Source organism: bacterium, from assembly GCA_021372615.1.
Taxonomy (GTDB): domain Bacteria; phylum Armatimonadota; class Zipacnadia; order Zipacnadales; family UBA11051; genus JAJFUB01.
Map to the genome: position 1 here is coordinate 1 of JAJFUB010000074.1, position 18,751 is coordinate 18,751.

Consider the following 18,751-nt stretch of genomic DNA (forward strand, 5'->3'; position numbering starts at 1 on the left):
AAGCGGGGTATGCCGTGGTCAATGCCGGCGACCGTCTGGACCGCACGGCGCAGCTCAAGCCGATGATGTACCTGCGCGGCATGGAGCAGACGTACCTGGACCTGGCGCTCAACCCCTACGTGGCCGAGGCCATCATTGCCCACATCGTGGCCTACTTCCTGCAGTACAATGAGCGCGTCTTCGCCGCGGCTGGCGGGGCCATTGACATCTTCATGATGGGCGACGACTTCGGCACCCAGCAGGGCCCGATGATGAGCCTGGTGACGTGGCGGCGCTTCTTCCGCCCCGGCTTCGCGGCGTTCATCGAGCTGGCGCACCGGCATGGCCTGCGGGTCATGCACCACACGTGCGGCAGCGTCGTGGAGCTGATCCCGGACTTCATCGCCTGCGGGCTGGATATCCTCCAGTCGCTGCAACCGCAGGCCGCGGGGATGGACCTGGGGCGACTGCGGCGGGAGTTCGGGCGCGACCTGTGCTTCCAGGGCGGCATCGACATCCAGGGAGTGCTGCCGCACGGCACGCCGGCGCAGGTGCGCGAGCACGTGCGGAGCCAGATCGAGGCCGCCGGGCGCGAGGGCGGCTACATCCTGTGCACCGCCCACAACCTCCAGCCCGACACGCCCCTGGACAATGCCCTGGCGCTGTTCGAGGCGTACGAGGAGTTCGGCCGAGGCTAGGGTCGTGTCCGGGACGGCGGTCCTGCCCGACCCCATCCGACAGTAGCGCGGGCGGCCTCGCCCGCGCGGGCAGGCGAGGCCGCCTGCCCTACTGGGATTCGTCTTCTCGCAGGGGGCAGGTGACGTGCCTGCAGCCCCGGGAAGGGGTCAGGGCCTCGGCGGCGAATAGGGGAACCGTGCGGACGCCGGACACTCTGGCGTCCGCGACACCCCATGTGACGTGGGACACCAGCGCGGCGGGCCGAGGCCCGCCGCGACATCGGGGTGCGGGCCGGGCGTCATCGGTACGGCCGTGCGCCACCCCCACCATCTACAGAGAGGACGTAAGACCGCATGGCGAAGATCGCTTTCATCGGCGCAGGCAGTTTTGGTTTCACCCGCACCCTGGTCAAGGACATTCTCACCTTTCCGGCGCTGGCGGATGCCGAGTTGGCCCTGATGGACATTGACCCGGAGCGTCTGGAGTACAGCAAGCGCGCCTGCGAGCGCATTGTCAAAGAGGGGAACTACCCCGCCAAGGTGACGGCGACGATGGACCGGCGCGAGGCCCTGGCGGGCGCCGACGCCGTGCTGGTGACGATCCTCGCCGGCAGCACGCAAGTATGGCGGCATGACATCGAGATCCCCAAGAAGTTCGGGGTAGACACCAACGTGGGCGACACGCGCGGCCCGTCCGGCATCTTCCGCGCCCTGCGCACCATCCCCGTGATGGTCAGCATCTGCAAGGACATGGAAGAGTTGTGCCCCAAGGCCATCATGCTCAACTACACCAACCCGATGGCGATGAACTGTCGGGCCATGCAGCGCTCGACGAGCGTGGCCGTGAGCGGCCTGTGTCACAGCGTCCAGGGCACCGCGTACATGATGGCCAACTGGATCGGCGCGCCGGCCAACGAGATTGACTACGTCTGCGCCGGTATCAACCACCTATCGTGGTTTGTCAAGTTCCTGTGGAAGGGCGAGGACGCCTACCCGCTGCTGCGCCAGGCGATGAAGAAGAAGGCCGTCTACGAGCACGAGCGGGTGCGCAACGAGATGTTCCTGGCCTTCGACTACTATGTGACCGAGTCCAGCGGCCACAACTCCGAGTACAACGCCTGGTTCCGCAAGCGCCAGGACCTGATCGACAAATACTGCCTGGACACCAATGACAACACCGGCTGGAACCCCGGCGAGTACGCCTACATCCTCAAGCACTACCTGGCCCGCGAGAAGAGCTGGAAGAAGGACATCATCGCCTGGCTCGACAACCCGGCGCCGCTGAACCTGGCCCGCGGCCATGAGTACGCCGCCTCGATCATCAACGCCTGGCTGGGCGGCGACCCCTTCCAGTTCAACGGCAATGTGCCCAACACCGGCCTGGTCACGAACCTGCCGGACAACTGCTGCGTGGAGATCCCGGTCTTCGCCACGCGCGGCATGCTCAACCCGATCTTCGTCGGGGCGCTGCCGCCGCAGTGCGCGGCGCTGACCGGCCTGCAGGTCAATGTCGAGGAGATGGCCGTCGAGGCCGCCCTCACCGGCGACCCGCGCCAGGTCTACTACGCCATCGCCCACGATCCGCTGACCGCCGCGGTGTTGTCGCTGGCCGAGATCCGCGACATGGTCAAGGCGATGCTCAAGAAGAACGAGGCCTACCTGCCACAGTTCAGCACGATCAAGTTCTGAGCGGCCGGGCACGCGACAGTCTGGGGCGCCACGGCCGGCAGGTCCGGTCGTGGCGCTTCGTCTTCCTGGCCTACGGAGGTGCGCCGCCGTGAGAGGCGCTCACATCGTTGCCCTTGCCCTGCTCACCGGCGCCGCCATCACGAGTCCCTCAAGGAGTGCCCACATGGACTGGCAAGTCGGTCTCGCCCGTCGTGTGCTCACGCCGCAGACGCCGGTGTGGCTGGCCGGCTACGGCACCAAACGCGCCCCCGAGGGCAAGCTGCATGACCTGTGGGTCAAGGTGCTGGCCCTGCAGGACCCGTCGGGCAAGCGTGTGGTCATGGCCACGACCGACCACATGGGCATGTCACGCACCATCTACGACAGCCTGACCGCCAAGGTCAAGGCCCGCTGTGGCCTCGCCGCCGCCGACTTCATGGTGACCTTCTCGCACAACCACTGCGGTCCGGTCCTCAAGGACGACCTGGTGGACTACTACCCCCTCGATGACGAGCAGCGCCGGCTCATTGATGAGTACACCGCGTGGATGGAAGACCAGGTGGTGGACGCCTGTGCCGAGGCGCTGGCGAACCTGCGTCCGGCGCGCCTCCTCAAGAGCGAGGGGAAGTGCACCTTCGCCGTCAACCGCCGCGAGAACACCGAGGCTGACGTGGCGGCCGGCAAGCCCCTGAAGGGTGTAGTGGACCATGCCGTGCCGGTGCTGGCGATCAAGAGCCCCGAGGGCGCCCTGCGCGGCGTCCTCTTCGGCTACGCCTGCCATCCGACGACCCTCTCGTTCAACCAGTGGTGCGGCGACTACCCCGGCTGGGCGCAACTGGCCCTGGAAGCCGACCATCCGGGCCTGACCGCCGCCTTCTTCAACGCCTGCGGCGCGGACGCCAACCCCATCCCCCGGCGGCAGCTCGAACTGGCCGAGAAGTACGGCAAGATGCTGGCCGAGTCGGTCGAGCAGGTGCTGGCCGGGGAGATGCAGCCGGTAGCCACGGGCCTGAGTACGGCGTTGGAGTGGGTGGACTTGCCCTACGAGAAGCTCGTGACACGCGAGACGCTGGAGCCGGTCGCCAACGGCCAGAGCGCCCTGCACGCCCGCTGGGCCAAGCGGATGCTCAAGCTGATTGACCAGGGCGTGCAGTTCCCGACCTCCTACTCGTACCCCGTGCAGGCGTGGCGGATCGGCGACGAACTGCTGCTCATCGCCATCGGCGGCGAAGCAGTGGTGGACTACGCGCTGCGCTTCAAGCGGGAGTTCGGGCCGCGCGCGTGGGTGTGCGGCTATGCCAACGACATGGCAGCGTACATCCCCTCGCGGCGAGTGTGGGAGGAGGGCGGCTATGAGGGCGGCCCGCACCTGGACGAGTACGGCCGCCCGGCCTGGCGCTGGGCGGGGGACGTGGAGGACCGCATCGCGGGGGCGGTGCACCGGGTCGGTGCGCAGGCGGAGGCAAGGTAGATGCGTCCGATCGTGTTGGCAGCACTGGCCATGGTGGCCTTCACGTCGGTCTGCCTCGCCCAGCCCGGCCCACCGGTGCTGGCGCCGGGGCGCTGGTTCACCGTCACCTTCCCGGACCTGCCGCCGACGCTGTTCGCGCTGAACACCCAGCGCACCGACCCGGCGCAGATGACCGTCTTCCTCCCGCGCAACTACGATCCGCAACACAGCCATCCACTGTTCATCTTCCTGAACGGCTGGGACGGCGGCAACGCCGGCAACCCTGGCATCGCGCGGGCCCTATCGGAGGAACGGGACTTCGTGTGCGTAGCCATGCCCCTGTTCAAGGAGCGTCTCGACCTCTCGATTGCGCCCGAGACCCGCAGGATCCTGGTCCAGGACGGTGACGGTCGCTACGCTTGGCCGTACTACAAGGCGATGCTGCAGAAGCTCGATGAACTGGTACCGAACCTCGACCCCGCGCACCAGATACTGGGTGGCTTCTCGAATGGGGCCCACATGGTTGCCGGGCTGGTCAACGAGAGTGACGGCGAGGCCGCCGGCCGCTTCTCCGCGTTCCTGCTCGGCGATGGCGGAGGCGGCTTGCGCCGCTTCGACCTGCTGAAGGGCAGGCCGCTGCTGATGGTGTGCGGCGTGTGGCGACCGAAGCCCGAACCCGCGCTCGCGGCAGGGGTCAAGCTAACCATATACCGGATGGCCGAGGCCAGGCACGCCTTTCCCGACACGGAGTACCCCGCAGTGCGGGAGTGGCTGCGCGGGCCGGCGTTGCAGACAGTCGTGCCTGAGGCGAATGGAGGAATGGAATGATGTCTGGCGCAGCCCCTCGACCCGGTCTTCTGGCCGCACTCGTACTGTTGGCCTCCGGCTGCGTCGCCCAGCCTGGCCCACCGGTGCTGGCGCCGGGTCGCTGGTTCACCGTCACCTTCCCGGACCTGCCGCCCACGCTCTTCGACCTGCGCAACGAGCGGACCGACCCGGCGCAGATGACCGTCTTCCTGCCGCGCAACTACGACCCTCAGCGCCAGCACCCGCTGCTCATCTTCCTCAATGGCGGTGACGGCGGCAACGCCGGCAACCCCGGCGTGGCGCGGGCGCTGACGGAGGAGCAGGACTTCATCTGCGTGGCCCTGCCGCTGTTCAAGATCAGTCTCGACCCGAACTCGCCGGTCAATAAGTCGCCGGTCATCATCGTTCGGGGCGCGGATGGTCAGTACGGCTGGCCGTTCGTTCGGACCATGCTGACCAAGCTCGAACAGATCGTGCCCAACATGGACCCGGCCCATCGCATTCTCGGTGGTTTCTCCAACGGCGCGCACGCGACCGCCGCGCTCATTGACGGGTCGGGCGGGGAAGTCACTCGCCTGTTCTCCGCGGTCATGTTCGGCGAGGGCGGGGGTGGGCTGCAGCACTATGAGCTGCTCAAGGGCAAGCCTTTCCTCATGATCTCCAGCAACGCCAAGTCCCTGCCACGCGCTCAGGAGATCACTGACGCGGCGAAGGCGGCTGGAGCGCAGACGACGCTCATCTTCGAGGACATCGGCCAGCACGGCTTCCCGCCGGCCGCGTACCCGAAGATCAGGGAGTGGCTGCGCGGACCGGCACTCGGAGGAGCCGCGAGGGAAGACAACGGAGGCGTCGAATGACCTTAGCACGGATGGCTCTGTCGGCGCTATTGCTGCACGGTGGTCTCATCTCACTTGCGGAGGCGGTGCCTGTGGCCCAACTGACTCTCAAGAGCAGCGAACCCCTGAGTGCCTCGTCCAAGCTGATGCACGCCAGCTACCTCAAGGCCGAAGGCCCGGAGATGGTGCGCCTGGGCGGTGTCTCGCCCGACAACGGCCGCACCTGGCACGACGTGCCGGTCACGCCCAACTTCGACCAGGACCTCCCGCAAGGCTACCGTCGCGAGAGCTTTCCGCTCTTCGTGGACCACACCAACGGGCGGATCGTCCGGCTGGTGCCCTCGATGGACACCGAGGGCCTCGACCCCACCATCGTCGAGCCGCCCATTGCCCTGCAGACGTACTACCTCCGCTACCGCGTGAGCCTCGACCAGGGCAAGACGTGGCTCTTCGATGACGTGGTCGTGCAGAACGGTCACACGCCGGTGAAGCCCTTCGAGGGCGTGGTTCGCGGCCGCAACGGCATCTTCATGGGCGATGTCGGCTCGCAGATCATCCGCACGCAGGCCGGCAAGATCATCATCCCGGCGCAAGCGTGCCTGCTGGGCGAGGACGGCAAGCTGTCCAACCCCGGCGGCGGCTTCACCTACACCGATGTGGTGATGGTCATCGGCACCTGGCAGGAGGACGGCCACCTCACGTGGGAGATCAGCCGCGTTGAGGGCGACCCGGCGCGGACCACGCGCGGGGTCATTGAGCCCACCCTCGCGCAGTTCGACGACGGACGGATCCTGTGCGTCATGCGCGGGAGCAACGGGGGCAGCAAGGACCCGGACTGCAAGCTCCCCGGCACCCGCTGGTGGTGCATGTCGGCAGACGGCGGATACCACTGGACGAAGCCGGAGCCGTGGACCTATGAGGATGGACAGCCGTTCTTCTCGCCCTCAAGCATGTCGCAACTGCTGCAGCACTCCAGCGGGCGCGTGTTCTGGATCGGGAACTTGTGCGCCACGAACCCACGGGCTAACGACCCGCGCCACCCGCTGGTGATCGGGCAGGTGGACCCGAAGACACTGGGTCTGATCCGCCAGAGCGTGCTCGTCGTGGATGACAAGCAGCCGGAGGAGGCGGGGCTGAACCTGTCGCACTTCTGGGGGATAGAGGACCGCGAGACCGGCGACATCGTCATCGCCGGGGCGCGCTACTCGCAGGGCTACAAGGAAACCCACCCGCACCTGTGGCGTATTGGTGTGAAGTAGTAGCGCCACCGGGCAGGAACGGTCGGGCCGGACCGCGAACGATACTATAGTCTTCCACGGGGTCCACCCGAAAGGAGCACTACCATGTGGCGCCGCAACGGTTTCACACTGATTGAGCTTCTCGTGGTCATCGCCATCATCGCGATTCTCGCGGCCATTCTCTTCCCCGTGTTTGCCAAGGCGAGAGAGAAGGCTCGGCAGGCGAGCTGTTTGTCCAACTGCAAGCAGCTCGGATTGGCTTTCATGCAGTACGCCCAGGACTATGACGAACTGATGCCCCCGGCACGGACGGACTGCGCAACGCCGGGCTATGTCTATGGCAACTACCGGTACTGGTCGGAACTGATGGAGCCCTACCTGAAGAACCGCCAGATACTGCTGTGTCCGTCGGACGCCTCGCCCTGGGGGTCCGGCGTCGGCGCCATACAGCCCTACCTCTATTTCTCGTATGGCTACAACATCAACTACCTGGCGACCGAGCCCAGTCCCAGCGTGCCTGTCCTGGGCCTGGCCGGCCGCTCACTGAGCATCATCCAGCGCCCCGCGGAGAAGGTCCTGCTCTGCGACAGCGACTCGCTGTTCTCCAGCGGCATCGCTGTCAACCTCTGGACGGGCGACCCCAACGGCTACGGCGACGACGTGGCTACGGCCGGCGCGACCCGCCACAACGGCGGGGTGAACGTGGGCTACTGCGATGGCCACGGCAAGTGGCAGCAGTGCGCCGCAAAGACAGCGCCCTGGCCCGGCTTTGTCACCAACCTGTGGAAGTGGCAGGCCGACGCGCAGTAGGGCCAGACCGTACCCGACTTGACCTCCCAGGCAGCGCCACCCGGCGCTGCCTGTGTGGTTCTGCGGGCAGGTCGCCGCGGGCGGGCGGGCGAACAGGCCAGCAGCGAGCGTTGCCGCATACCTCATGGCTCGCCCTCAGGCTCCATGCACCCGGCGCCGGCCAGCCGACCAACCCACGACGCCTCCGCAGCCGCCGCGACCGCCCCGGCGCCGTTGCGCCGCGGCTTCGTCCGGGCCGGCGTGCTCGGCGCGGTGTTGCTGATCGCCCTGCTCGGCCTCACCCCCTACAACGACTACTTCATCCGCGGCAGTTACATGGCCAACCACCATGTGCCCGTGGCCGCCAGCTTCGTGCTCCTGCTGCTGTGCCTGATCGTCAACCCGGTGCTGATCGCGTGGGGCCGGAGAGCCGCGTGGGGCCGCGTGCCCTCACGCGCCCAATGCGGGTGTGAGGACACGCCCGCCCACGCCACCCGTGCGGCGTTCTCGACCCGTGAGCTGGCTGTCATCTGGGGCATGATGGCGGTCTCCTCGGGCCTGGCCTCGGCGGGGTTCCTGCGCTTCCTCTTCCCCACGCTGGCGGCCCTGCACGGTCTCGCGACGCCGGAGAACAAGTGGGAAGATGTGCTGTTCCCGCTGGTGCCCTCGTGCCTGGCGCCGAGCACCCCGCGCGGATTGCGCTGGTTCTATGACGGGGGTACCTCGTTCGGCGCCATCCCCTGGGACGACTGGCTGCTCCCCATCGTGTGCTGGTCGCTCGTGGCGATGCTGCTGTGGAGCGTCATGCTGTGTCTGGCGACGATCCTGCGCGCACAGTGGGTCGAGCACGAGCGCATGACCTTCATCCATGTGCAGCTCCCGATGGCGCTGATCGAGGCGCCCGAGCCGGGGCGGCTGGTCAACCAGTTCCTCCGCGACCGCCTGATGTGGATCGGCTTCCTCGTCCCGGTCGTGCTCTACGGGGTCATGGGGCTGGGCAGCTACTTCCCGGCCATGCCCAAGTTCTCGATCATCTACCCCAACTTCTATTCCAAGGCGGTGCACTTCGACGCGCGGCCGTGGAACGCCGCCGGGCCGATCTACTTCGCCTTCATGCCCTCGGTCCTGGGCTTCGGGTTTCTGCTGACCACCGAGGTGTCGCTCTCGGCCTGGGCCTTCTTCATTCTCTTCCGGCTGCAGGCCGTGATGCTCGCCGCGGCAGGGCTGCAACTGAAGACGATGGCCTCCAGCTACGGCGCGAAGGCCTTCATGGCCTACCAGGACATGGGGGCGTATCTCGCGCTGGCGGTCCTGACGGCCTACATGGCGCGAGGGCACCTGCGGCGGGTGTGGGAGTACGCCGTGAGCGGCGCGGACGACCGCACCGAGGCCATGCCCTACCGCGTCGCGGTCTTCGGGGGGATGGGGGCGCTGGCGGCGCTGGTGCTGCTCGCCAATCTGATCGGCTTCCGCGTGCCGGTGGCCCTGGGCTTCCTCGGGGCGTTCTTCGTCGTGTGCCTGGGGGTGAGCTGGCTCACGTCCACGACCGGCGTGCTGCAACTGCCGGTGTCGTTCCGGGCGGAAGACTACCTGTACTCGATGGCCGGCACGCGGTCGTTGCTCCCACGCGAGCTGGCGAACCTCGCCCTCCCCTCGCGCGCCTTCACGTTCTACTACAACGAACTGCAGATGCCCCACTACCTCAATCTCTTCAAGCTGTCGGGAGAGACCGGGGTGCCGCTGCGCACGATGGGCCGCTCGATCGTCGTGGCCGTCCTGCTGGGGCTGGTGGTCGCGTGGGTGGCGCAGTTGGCGCTCGTGAACCAGAAGGGGGCGTACGCGCTGCAGCAGATGTCGTACATCAGTTGGCCGCGCACGCCCTTTGAGGTGGCGGCGACGACCATCGCCAACCCGCAGGGCCCCGACCCGATGAGCTACCTGTTCGTCACCATCGGCGCCCTGTCGTTCGTGGGGCTGATGGCGCTGCGAGCCAACCTGATGTGGTGGCCGCTGCACCCCGCCGGGCTGCTCATGGGCGGGACGATGCAGGAGATGTGGTTCTCGCTCTTCGTGGCGTGGCTGTGCAAGACCGCCATCATGCGCTACAGCGGCGCGCGGGGCTACCAGCGGGCGCGCGGGTTCTTCCTGGGCCTGGCCATGGGCGAGGCGGCCATCGCCTGCCTCTGGATCGCCATCGGCTTCGTCACCGGCACGGGGGTGCGGCTGCTGCCGTAGCGGGGGGCGCCGGTGGTACGCCCGACACTCCTGTCGGGCGCGCAGGCTCTCGCCCGACAGGAGTGTCGGGCGTACTACGGTCCCCGGTAGATCCGCACCTTGGCGAACACGCCCTCCGGCCCCCAGGTCCACAGCCCGGGGTGCCTGGGCGCGCCCGGGGCCGGGCCCTGGAAGTCCAGCGACAACTGGTCATCCACGATGAGCTGGGCATGGCCGTCGGCCAACACCTGCGCGATGACATGGTGCCACTTGCCCGGCGTCACCAGCGGCCGCGGGGACGTGAGGACCTCGGCCCCGTCCACCAGCAGCTTGTTGCAGGTGTTGCCATTGGAGCCGAAGCCAAAGAGATAGCCGCTGCCGTAGTTGGTCGGGTCGGTCAGCCAGAAGGGTGACAAGTCGCCGCCGGCGCCGCCGATGACGCGGGTGTCGTACTCGACCCGCACGGGCGCGGGCAGCTTCTCGGCATACGCCAGGAACGCCTTGTCGCCGCTCGACTGGACGAAGCCGTCGTGCGCGGTCCACTTCCCCACTGCCTCGCGCCAGCGCCCCGACAGCGCCTGCCCGGTGAAGTCGTCCCCGTAGGCCAGTTGCCAGTTTGCGCCGGCGGGATACCTGATCTCCCCGGCCTGGGGCGCCGAGCGGGGCTTGGGGGTGGCGAAGGCTTCCCGGTTGGCGAACTGGTCGGCCGGTACGACGGCGACCGCAGCGGGGAAGCTCGCGCCCATGGGCGTCAACTCCGCCGTCAGGCGCCACTGGTTGGTGTTGGTGCACGTCTTGATCAGCAGCACGTTGTCGCCTGCCCGTAGCGTCAGCGGCACCCTATCCTGGGCCGGGGCGGCGTTGCGGCTCTGGTTCGCCGACCAGACGTAGCCGCCGTTGAGCACGACAGTCAGCCCGCCCGAACTGCCCACTTGCAGCACCGCCGGGGTCTCGGTGGCGGCATTGAGGCAGGCCACGGCGTAGGCCACGCCGGGCTCCTTCGTCTTCAGCAGCGCCCCCAGGTCCAGCCATTCGTTGCCGAGCTTGACCGGCTGCCACTTCCGCCCGTCCACATCCGCGTGGATGTTCAGCGCGTCTTCGGGCGGGTAGAGCGTCAGGTCCAGCGGCTGGCCGGACTCGTTGGGGAAGGGCCCGACCACCAGCCAGTCCCTGATCTGGCCGCTGCCCACCGTGAGGGTCGGCGACAGCCACACCTGCGTGTGCGGGAGGATGACGCCGACATGCAGGCACACCTGTCGGCGGCCCCATGTGCCGGGCGGCACCGTGACCGGCAGCGTCAGTGAGGCGCGGCCGTCCTGCAGCGCCGTGGCCGAGCCATCTCTCGCGCAGGTCAGCGGCTCCGCCACATGGGCGGCGATCTGCCAGCCCGGCTGCCAACGCGCCAGCGACAGGTCGAGCACCAGCGTCGCCTCGCCGCCCCCGCCCTTCTGCAGCAACGCCGGCAACGTGCTGACCTTGTTCACCTGCAGGCTGAAGCCCACCAGCCGCGCGGCGGTCGCATGCGGCAGCACCACACCCCGGTTGTCCGCCTCCCGGAAGAAGGCCGTCAGCACCCCCAGCGACGCCTCGCGCGTCGCGGCGGCCGGAGCCTGCTCCAGCGCCGTGAGGGTCTGCGCCACCTCGGGCCAGGTCGCCGGGTCGTCCGTACGCCCGGCCTCGCGGGCCGCAACGCGCAGGCGGGAGCGCTCGGCGGCGGCCCACTGCGCCCCGTCGCACAGCCCGCGCTCCAGCCCGTCGCCCGTCAGTGGATCGCGCACGTTCTCGACCGTGTTGCCACGCACGACGATCCCGCGGATGGCGCGATCGAGCCGCACTGCCTCCTCGGCGTCGCGGATCGTGTTGTCCTCGATGACCGCATCGCTGACGCTGGGTCTGTCGTTCCCACTGCCGCCGACGTGGATGCGGGCATTGTTGTCCAGGCGGTTGCCCCGCACGACGGAGCCGACGTTGTACGGCCAGGGCCAGTCGCGCGTCAGCGGCCAGCCATACAGGCCGATGACCGAGTCACCCGACAGGATCGCGTTGTTCGCCCCCGAACGATAGATGCTGCCCTCGGTGATGGCGTTGTCCACGTACTGACAGAACCACGAGGGTTGATGGCAGGGGTTCTTGTCGGGCGGCAGCGTGTAGCCGCCGTAAGGCTTCCCAATCCCCTGGTAGCCGCCCGCGCGGGCGCAGGTGTTGCCGGACACGATGTGCTCGGACGAGCTGCCGTAGAACTGGATGGCGATGCCCGCGTCGCTGAAGCTGTTGCCCGAGAGGATGTAGTGCCGCTGCAGCATGGTGATGCCGACGAGCGACGTGGCGTCGGGTGGCACGTCCCAGGGGCGATCCACCGTGACCGTGTCCCCCTCCACCTTCACGACGCGCCGCATCTGCGTCCAGCCCTTGCCGGAGAAGACGAAGACCGCGGCGTCGGCCCAGTTCCTGGCCCCCGGCTTGAGTGCCTCGGGCAGCGTCAGGGCCGTACCCTTGGCTCTGGCGATGGGGCCATAGTACAGCCCGCCGCCCGCGTCCGACGTCATGGCCTCGCGATCCCACCCGTGCATGAGCCGCAGCGTGTTGTGCGCGTAGTACACGTTCTGCGAGGCGCTGGAGCCGTCGAGGCAGTTCAGGCCCCCGCCGGTGGCCATCAGGTCCGCGCCGGTGATGGTGTTGTTCTCGAAGATCAGCCCGTCCGATCCGGAGAGGCAGTACCAGCCATGCCGGCCGTTGTACAGGGCGTTGCCCTGGACGACGCTGTTGCGGGCGCGGCTGAGGAACAGCGCCCGGCCGCTGCCGTACAGGTCGCAGTTCAGGATGCGGAGGTTGTCTCCGCCCAGGCGCACGCTGTCGCCGCCGGAGATGCGCGCCAGGTCGCGGTGCCGCAGGTCGGTCTCCTCGGCCGTGAGGTGGCCGCGATAGGCATCCACCCGCGTCCGCACGCAGGCCAGCTCGACGTTGCCGGCGTCGGGCTTGTCGCCCAGGTCGCCCACGATGATGTGCCGGGCCTTGGAGGCGTAGAGGGTCAGATTCGCGATGGCGAACGAGTTGGTGCCCTGGATCAGGGCCTCAGGCGGGTTGGTCATGTCGGGCCAGAACAGTGCGACCGACTCCAGCGGCTCGCCAAGCAGACGCACGAAGCGGGGGATCCTCAGCCCCGCCGTCACCTGATAGCGCCCACGCGGCAGCATCACGAACCCGCCGCCGTTGGCTCCGGCCTTGTCGAGGGCGGCCTGGATGGCGGCGGTGTCATCGCGCGCGCCGGTGCCGTCGGCGCCGAAGTCGCGGACGCTGAAGCTGGCTATGGGCCAGGGCTTGCGCTCGGGGATGATGAGCGGGAGGGGCGCGCTCCAGCCCCTCGGCCCGCCATAGCCGCAGTGGTAGAAGGCCTCGTAATGGCCGGGCGGCAGCTTCGCCGGCACGGCGACCCGCGCCGCCCAGGTGTCGCCCCACTTGCCGAGGAAGAGCGAGACGCTCTTGGGCCCCCTCAGGAACACCTGTGCCTTCGGCCCGGCGAGGTTCTTGCCGAAGAGGCGGAGGACCTGCCCCGGCGACACGCCCTCGGTCTGCGCCCACCATAGCGTCGGCCGGTTGACGAGAACGGGAGTGTTGCCGACCAGCAGGCTGTAGAGACCCGGCTTCTGGTTGGGGGCGATGAGCACCTTGAGGCACTGGTCGGAGGCCTGGAGCACGGTCACGCCGGCGCCGTGCGGATACGAGCCGGCGACCGGCTGGCCGGGCGTGCTGGCGGGGCCGTCGCCCAGGCGGCACAACTCGACCTGGGGCTTCTCGCCGAAGCCGTCGCCGAACAGCATGACCGTGTCGCCCGGCTGCACGGGGTCCTGGACCTGCCACACCACCGGGGCGGCGTGGGCCAGGGCGGTGATGACGAGGGCGAGCAGCATCAGTGGCACTCTCATTGGGTCAGCTCCGTGTTGGGCCATGGCAACAGCGTGTTCCGCCCCTTCGGGGTGCACGGCAACGGCTCCTCCCCACGGCCGCGCGTTCCCGATTGCCGATTCCCGATCCCCCACCCTCACTTACCGGCCGCTACTTCCGCGTCTGTCAGCGCCCGGGTCCAGATGCGCACCTGGTCCATCAGGCCGATGAAGCAGCCCGGGCCGGCGGTGGTCGGCGGGTCGCCACCCCATGCTTCGCGCCCGATGATCAGCGGCTCCATGTTCTCCTGCCGGCCCAAAGGGTTCTGCTTCTCGGACACGAGCTTGCCGTCCACAAAGACGCGGACGCCCTGGCCGGTCTTCATCACGACCGTGACGCGCGACCACTGGTTCTCCTTGAGGGTCGCCGGACCGCCGAAGTTGAGGCTCCACTTGCCCTGCTCGTCCGTGGCCTCAAAGCCTACGCTCGCGCCGGTCTGGTTGATGACGAAGGGGCAGCCGGCATTGCCGAAGCGCTTGGCGATCAGCCCCCGCCGGCCCTTGAGCGTGGCGGGCTTGATCCAGAAATCCACGGTCAGGTCGGGCGCGTTGAAGACCGCCGGCTCGTTGATCCGCAGGTAGCCCTTGCCGTCGAGCTGGACGGCCTTGCCGGTCACGCCACCGTCTACGAGCTTCGCCCCGTCCTCGAGCCGGGCCGCGAAGTTGTTGCCCGAGGCATCGGGGGTGGTGTTGCCCGGCGCCTCCTCGAAGTTCAGCACGAGCACCGGGTCGGGCCGGTTGAGGTACTTGGCCAGCCGCGCCATGGCCGCCTGGCGCGCCGCCGGCTCATCCATCAGTTCGTGCGCCACGTTCGTGAACGTGTTGCCTTGTGCCAGCACGTTCTGGCAGCTCTGGCTCACGAAGATACCGGTGTCGCTGTTGGCCACCTGGTTCTGCGCGACGAGTACATTGGCGCAACTGCCGGTGATCTTGATCTGGCTGTTGGCCTGCAGCTTGTTGCCCCGCACGACTGCACCGCGCGTCAGCGGCCCTTCGTACTCCGCGCGGCGCGCACCGTAGATGCTGATGACGCTGTCGCCGGCGGAGGTCCAGTGGTAGTAGTTCCCCTCGGCGATGGTGTTGCCCAGGAACTGGCAGTACCAACTAGGCTGGAAGCCATGGTACCACAGGCCGAGAGCCTGGTAGCCCTGATTACGGGCAGCGGTGTTGCCGACGACATCACACTCGATGGAGGTGCCATAGAACTGGAAGGCGCCGCAATCGGTGAAGCTGTTGCCCACAAAGGCATAGCGCCCGTGGAACATGGTGATGCCGAGGGTGGATGACTCATCGGGCGCGACCTGCCAGGGCTGGTCCAGCGTCACATTCCGGCCTTCCCAGGCCTTGACCCAGCGCCACTGGCCGGCCCCCTTGCCGTCGAGGATGAAAACCCCGCCGTTGGTCCAGTCGCGCGCCCCCCACTTCGCGTCTGCGGCGAGGACCATCTGCGCGCCGGATGCCGAGGCGACCTTGCCGAAGTATGCCTCACCGCCGGCGTCGGTCGTCATCACCTCGCGGTCCCACCCGTGACAGAAGCGCATGTCATTGTAGGCGTAGTAGATGTTGCGGCTGCAGGCGGTGGAGTAGTTGGCGATGCCGCCGCCGGTGCTCATCAGGTCCGCGCCCTGCAGCGTGTTGTGCTCGAAGATCAGCCCGTCGCTGCCCTCCAGGCAATACCACCCCCAGCGGCCGTTGTAGAGCTGGTTGTTAGCGACCAGCGCATGCCGCGCGCGGGACAGGTACAGCGACCGACCGCTGCCGTACAGGTCGCAGTCGGTGATGGTCACGTTCTCCCCGCCGACCCGCACTGTGTCGCCGCCGCCGGTGGACCACTTCAGCGACATGCGGAAGCGCTCGTCTACCTCCTCGGGCTTCAGGTGCCCGCGGTAGGCGTCACCGCGCACGCGCAGGCGCTGCAGCCACACGTTCCCGGCGCCCGGCTTGCTGCCCAGATCCCCGGTGATGATGTTGCGGTGGTTGCTGGCGTAGACGGTGAAGTCGGTGAGGGTGAAGGAGTTCGTGCCGAGGATGAGGTGCTCGGGCGGGTTGGCGAAGTCGGGCCAGAAGAGCGCCACCCACTCCCGCTTCTCGCCCGCGAGCCAGACCTTGGGCGGGATGCGCAGCGTGTCGCTGCACTGGTAGCGGCCACGCGGGAGGTGGACGACGCCCCCCTTCTCCCCCGCCTTGTCCAGCGCCGCCTGGATGGCCGCGGTGTCATCGCGCTGGCCGGTGCCGTCGGCGCCGAAGTCGCGCACGTTGAAGGACGGAGCGGGCACCATAGCCGGCACGGGCAGTTGCTTGACGGTGAGGGTCACCGGGGCGCTCTCGGCATAGCCGTTGCTCACCGTGACCCGGCAGTCACCGGACATCGGCGGGCACACGAGACTGACCGAGTAGCCATCCGACTTCGCCGCGACGGTCTGCGTGCGCTTGCCCGTGAAAGTGACGCTCGTCTTCTGCCCCGGCATGGCGAGGTTGCGGCCGAGCAGGCGCATCTCGCCGCCGCCACCCACCACTGCGCCGAAGGCCCCCCGCCACCACCAGATCGCCGGGCGGTTGAGGTCGCGGGTCGCCGTCCCGCCCGGGGTCTTGATGGCGAGGGTGAACAGGCCAGGCTTGAGCGTGGCGGGGATGACGCACTTGAGACCGGTGTCGGTGGCCTGGAGCGCCGGCACGGCGACACCCCTGGCGTCCCCCGCCCGTGTGATCGTCACAGTGGCCTGGTCGCCGAATCCCTCCCCGGCGACCAGCACGATCTCACCGGGCTGCACAGGGTCGCTGGCCCAGTAGATGGCCGGGGCCGCCGCGAGCGGCGCCAGGGCGCCCAGCAGCAGCAGTGCGGCGGTCAGAGGTCGCGCCATGGTCTAGTTCACTCCTCAGGCGGCGGGGTCACAGCGGCGTCGGGCCCGGGCTTGTGGTCGGGCGGGGGGCGCAGGCCCCACGCAATGGCGTTCACCGGGCACACGCGCACACACGCGCCGCAGGCAAAGCAGTCCTGGGGGAAGGGGCGGCGGGCGCGGAGGCCGGCAATGGCGTGGGTCGGGCAGGTGCGCTCGCAGGTCTTGCAGTCCACGCATGTGTTCAGATTGACCCGGGGGCGCCACAGGGAGATGCGCTCGCCGAACCATGACACCAGCCCGAAGGGGCAGAACAAGTTGCACCAGGGGCGGTAGAACCAGATGCCCGCTACGAGCACGACGACAGCCACGACGACTGCAGCGACCGCGCCGAAGCGGAAGATGCGGAAGGGGTCCACGGGTTCGAGCAGATCGGTGGCGGAACTTACCGCCGCCATAGCCATGGTGAGGAAAGCCGCGACGCGGATGCTGTTGGTCAACACGAAGGGGAGCTTGAGCTTGCGGGGCCGGTCGCGCCAGACGAGGTCTTGCGCCGCCCCGAACTGGCAGGCCCAGCCACAGAACACCTTGTTGCCGATGATGCTCATCAGCATGAAGCCCACGAAGGCGATCAGACGCGGGAGGAAGAGGCGCCCCGTCTGACCGTACAGCACCAGGGCGTCCTTGACGGTCCCTGGGGCATTCGGCTCAACCCCAAGCCACACGCCGAACACGAGGACGGACCCGGCTAACACCGCCTGGCGTGCCCGGCGGCTGACCTTCGTGCGCGCGAGCAGCACCATCACGGTGACGAACAGCACCCCCCAAAGCAGGAACTTCAGGCGGATCTTGCGCCAGTCCTTGCTTGCGGCCTCCCCGGCGACGGGGTCGAGGCGGCCGAGCGCGGCCTGCACGTCGGCCGGCTGCAGGCCGTGCTGGCGCAGGATCTGGCTCATCGGCTGGTTCAGGTCGGCCTCCGGCCCCAGGCCCAACTCCCGCGCCAGGGCCTCGGGGGCGACGTGCCGTGCCTGCGCGAAGTCGCGCAGCGACATGTTCAGCCCGGCGCCAGGCTGTGCGGGCGACCCGCCCCCAATCTCCTGGGCTATGGCGCTGGCGGCCACGAGTACGAGCAGAAGCGCTGGCAGCCACGTCCCGAATCGGAACCTCATGGCACATTCCCTCTTGGGGCACCCCCGGCGGCAAGCTACGGTGCGGTGGTGATCTCATCGAGCCAGAGCGTGTTGGCGGTCTCCTTCTGCCCGAAGGCGGCGGAGGCGTCCACGAACCCGAGCGAGCGGATCGTCTCGGGCTGGATCCCCTCGTCCGGGTCCTTCGTGTCCTCGGACAGCGTCATGTCCGCCCAGGTGATGACCGGCGTCTGCCACCGGCCCGGCGCCAATTCGATGACCTTCTGGTACCGCGAGCGGTCGTCTTCCTCCACCAGGAGCAGCAGGGGCAGGGCTGCGCCGCTGCGCACCGAGAAGGTGATCCCACGGGCGCCGGCCAGCGCCCCGGCCGCGACCTGGCGCAGTGCCGCCAGGAGGGTGCCCCGGGGCAGCGTGTAGTCGAGCCGGAGCGACTTGCCCCGCACCGCCGGGTCGTCGCAGGCCGCAGCCCGCAGATCGCGCCCACCAAAGACCATGAAGTAGCCGGGGTCGCCGTCGCAGTCCTCCAGCATGACCGTGCCCGCTGCCGCCGGCGCCGCCAGACGGTCTGGCTCACCCTCGAGTAGCTCGACTTCGTCCACCCAGAGGGTACGCTGGTTGGGGCGGGCATAGAAGAACGGCAGGTTGCCCTGGGCCAGGAAGACGCCGGGGTCGGCGAGGCCGATGAAGTTGACTTGCTCGGGGTCCAGCCGGCCGTTCTCATCCTGGCTGTGCTCGTCGAGGCGGAACTCGGTGAGGGGGAAGTCGAGGACGTGCCACTCGTCGGCGGTGAGGTAGGCAAAGAGGAGGTAGTTGGACTCGTCGGTCTCGCGCAGGGCAAGGACCACAGGGCCGGCCACGGAGGTCTGCACGGCCAGGTGCAGACACCGTGCGCTGGTGAGGCCCTGCACCGGAACGCCCATGATCCCGGGTAGTTCACCGGGCTGGGCCGCGCGTGCCCCGAAGCTGAAGCGCAGGCTGGCGGCGCCCTCGTGGACGTGCCCGCCCTCCTTTTCCTGCACCAGCTCGGCCTGCTTGTCCAGCGACAGCCAGCCCTGGACGCCCTGCTCGAAGTCCCAGGCGGGCAGGTCGGCTGCCCGTGCCCCCGGCATCCCCCCCAGCAGCAACGTCATCACCAGGCAGATGCGAGATGTCATGGCAGCCTCCGGG

The 18,751-nt window shown here is 68.5% G+C and carries 12 protein-coding genes; 8 read left to right on the forward strand and 4 right to left on the reverse strand.

The annotated features are described in order from the left end of the window. The 8 genes from LLH23_10705 to LLH23_10740 form a co-directional block, all read left to right on the forward strand. Positions 1-677, forward strand: a 677-nt coding sequence (locus LLH23_10705; GenBank protein ID MCE5238949.1) for a hypothetical protein, incomplete at its 5' end; no start/stop codon positions are given. Between the two features lie 333 nt (positions 678-1,010). Continuing rightward, entirely contained in the window at positions 1,011-2,345 is a 1,335-nt protein-coding gene (gene melA / locus LLH23_10710) for an alpha-galactosidase (GenBank protein ID MCE5238950.1), read from the forward strand. Between the two features lie 163 nt (positions 2,346-2,508). Next, positions 2,509-3,795, forward strand: a complete 1,287-nt coding sequence (locus tag LLH23_10715; GenBank protein ID MCE5238951.1) for a hypothetical protein — start codon at positions 2,509-2,511, stop codon at positions 3,793-3,795. Next, complete coding sequence (locus tag LLH23_10720; GenBank protein ID MCE5238952.1) at positions 3,796-4,602, forward strand: hypothetical protein; 807 nt, start codon at positions 3,796-3,798, stop codon at positions 4,600-4,602. It begins immediately after the preceding gene. Beyond that, positions 4,599-5,438 carry a hypothetical protein gene (locus tag LLH23_10725; GenBank protein ID MCE5238953.1) on the forward strand — a complete coding sequence of 280 codons (840 nt, stop codon included), beginning with the start codon at positions 4,599-4,601 and terminating at the stop codon, positions 5,436-5,438. The genes LLH23_10720 and LLH23_10725 overlap by 4 nt, the downstream gene beginning before the upstream one ends. Beyond that, complete coding sequence (locus tag LLH23_10730) at positions 5,435-6,676, forward strand: glycoside hydrolase (protein ID MCE5238954.1); 1,242 nt, start codon at positions 5,435-5,437, stop codon at positions 6,674-6,676. Before LLH23_10725 ends, LLH23_10730 begins: the two co-directional genes overlap by 4 nt. Positions 6,677-6,760: 84 nt before the next feature. Then, positions 6,761-7,465: a DUF1559 domain-containing protein gene (locus tag LLH23_10735; protein MCE5238955.1), complete on the forward strand. Its 705-nt coding sequence runs from the start codon at positions 6,761-6,763 to the stop codon at positions 7,463-7,465. 144 nt (positions 7,466-7,609) lie between these two features. Then, complete coding sequence (locus LLH23_10740; protein MCE5238956.1) at positions 7,610-9,679, forward strand: hypothetical protein; 2,070 nt, start codon at positions 7,610-7,612, stop codon at positions 9,677-9,679. A 74-nt stretch (positions 9,680-9,753) separates the two neighbouring features. Here the strand turns inward: LLH23_10740 and LLH23_10745 are convergent, their stop codons facing one another. The 4 genes from LLH23_10745 to LLH23_10760 all read right to left on the reverse strand — a co-directional run bounded on the left by LLH23_10745 (position 9,754) and on the right by LLH23_10760 (position 18,738). Continuing rightward, entirely contained in the window at positions 9,754-13,581 is a 3,828-nt protein-coding gene (locus LLH23_10745) for a hypothetical protein (GenBank protein MCE5238957.1), read from the reverse strand. A gap of 116 nt (positions 13,582-13,697) precedes the next feature. Beyond that, positions 13,698-16,460 (reverse strand): hypothetical protein, encoded by a 2,763-nt coding sequence (locus LLH23_10750; protein MCE5238958.1) that lies wholly within the window; start codon positions 16,458-16,460, stop codon positions 13,698-13,700. Positions 16,461-16,468: 8 nt separating this feature from the next. Then, a complete protein-coding gene (locus LLH23_10755; protein ID MCE5238959.1) occupies positions 16,469-17,605 on the reverse strand; it encodes a 4Fe-4S binding protein in 1,137 nt (378 codons plus the stop codon). Positions 17,606-17,640: 35 nt separating this feature from the next. Continuing rightward, complete coding sequence (locus LLH23_10760; protein ID MCE5238960.1) at positions 17,641-18,738, reverse strand: hypothetical protein; 1,098 nt, start codon at positions 18,736-18,738, stop codon at positions 17,641-17,643. Positions 18,739-18,751: the final 13 nt, after the last annotated feature.

Bases quoted from the DNA above. Each gene is read 5' to 3' on its own strand.
- melA (MCE5238950.1), top strand. From the start codon at position 1,011: ATGGCGAAGATCGCTTTCATCGGCGCAGGCAGTTTTGGTTTCACCCGC.
- LLH23_10715 (MCE5238951.1), top strand. From the start codon at position 2,509: ATGGACTGGCAAGTCGGTCTCGCCCGTCGTGTGCTCACGCCGCAGACG.
- LLH23_10720 (MCE5238952.1), top strand. From the start codon at position 3,796: ATGCGTCCGATCGTGTTGGCAGCACTGGCCATGGTGGCCTTCACGTCG.
- LLH23_10725 (MCE5238953.1), top strand. From the start codon at position 4,599: ATGATGTCTGGCGCAGCCCCTCGACCCGGTCTTCTGGCCGCACTCGTA.
- LLH23_10730 (MCE5238954.1), top strand. From the start codon at position 5,435: ATGACCTTAGCACGGATGGCTCTGTCGGCGCTATTGCTGCACGGTGGT.
- LLH23_10735 (MCE5238955.1), top strand. From the start codon at position 6,761: ATGTGGCGCCGCAACGGTTTCACACTGATTGAGCTTCTCGTGGTCATC.
- LLH23_10740 (MCE5238956.1), top strand. From the start codon at position 7,610: ATGCACCCGGCGCCGGCCAGCCGACCAACCCACGACGCCTCCGCAGCC.
- LLH23_10745 (MCE5238957.1), bottom strand. From the start codon at position 13,581: ATGAGAGTGCCACTGATGCTGCTCGCCCTCGTCATCACCGCCCTGGCC.
- LLH23_10750 (MCE5238958.1), bottom strand. From the start codon at position 16,460: ATGGCGCGACCTCTGACCGCCGCACTGCTGCTGCTGGGCGCCCTGGCG.
- LLH23_10755 (MCE5238959.1), bottom strand. From the start codon at position 17,605: ATGAGGTTCCGATTCGGGACGTGGCTGCCAGCGCTTCTGCTCGTACTC.
- LLH23_10760 (MCE5238960.1), bottom strand. From the start codon at position 18,738: ATGACATCTCGCATCTGCCTGGTGATGACGTTGCTGCTGGGGGGGATG.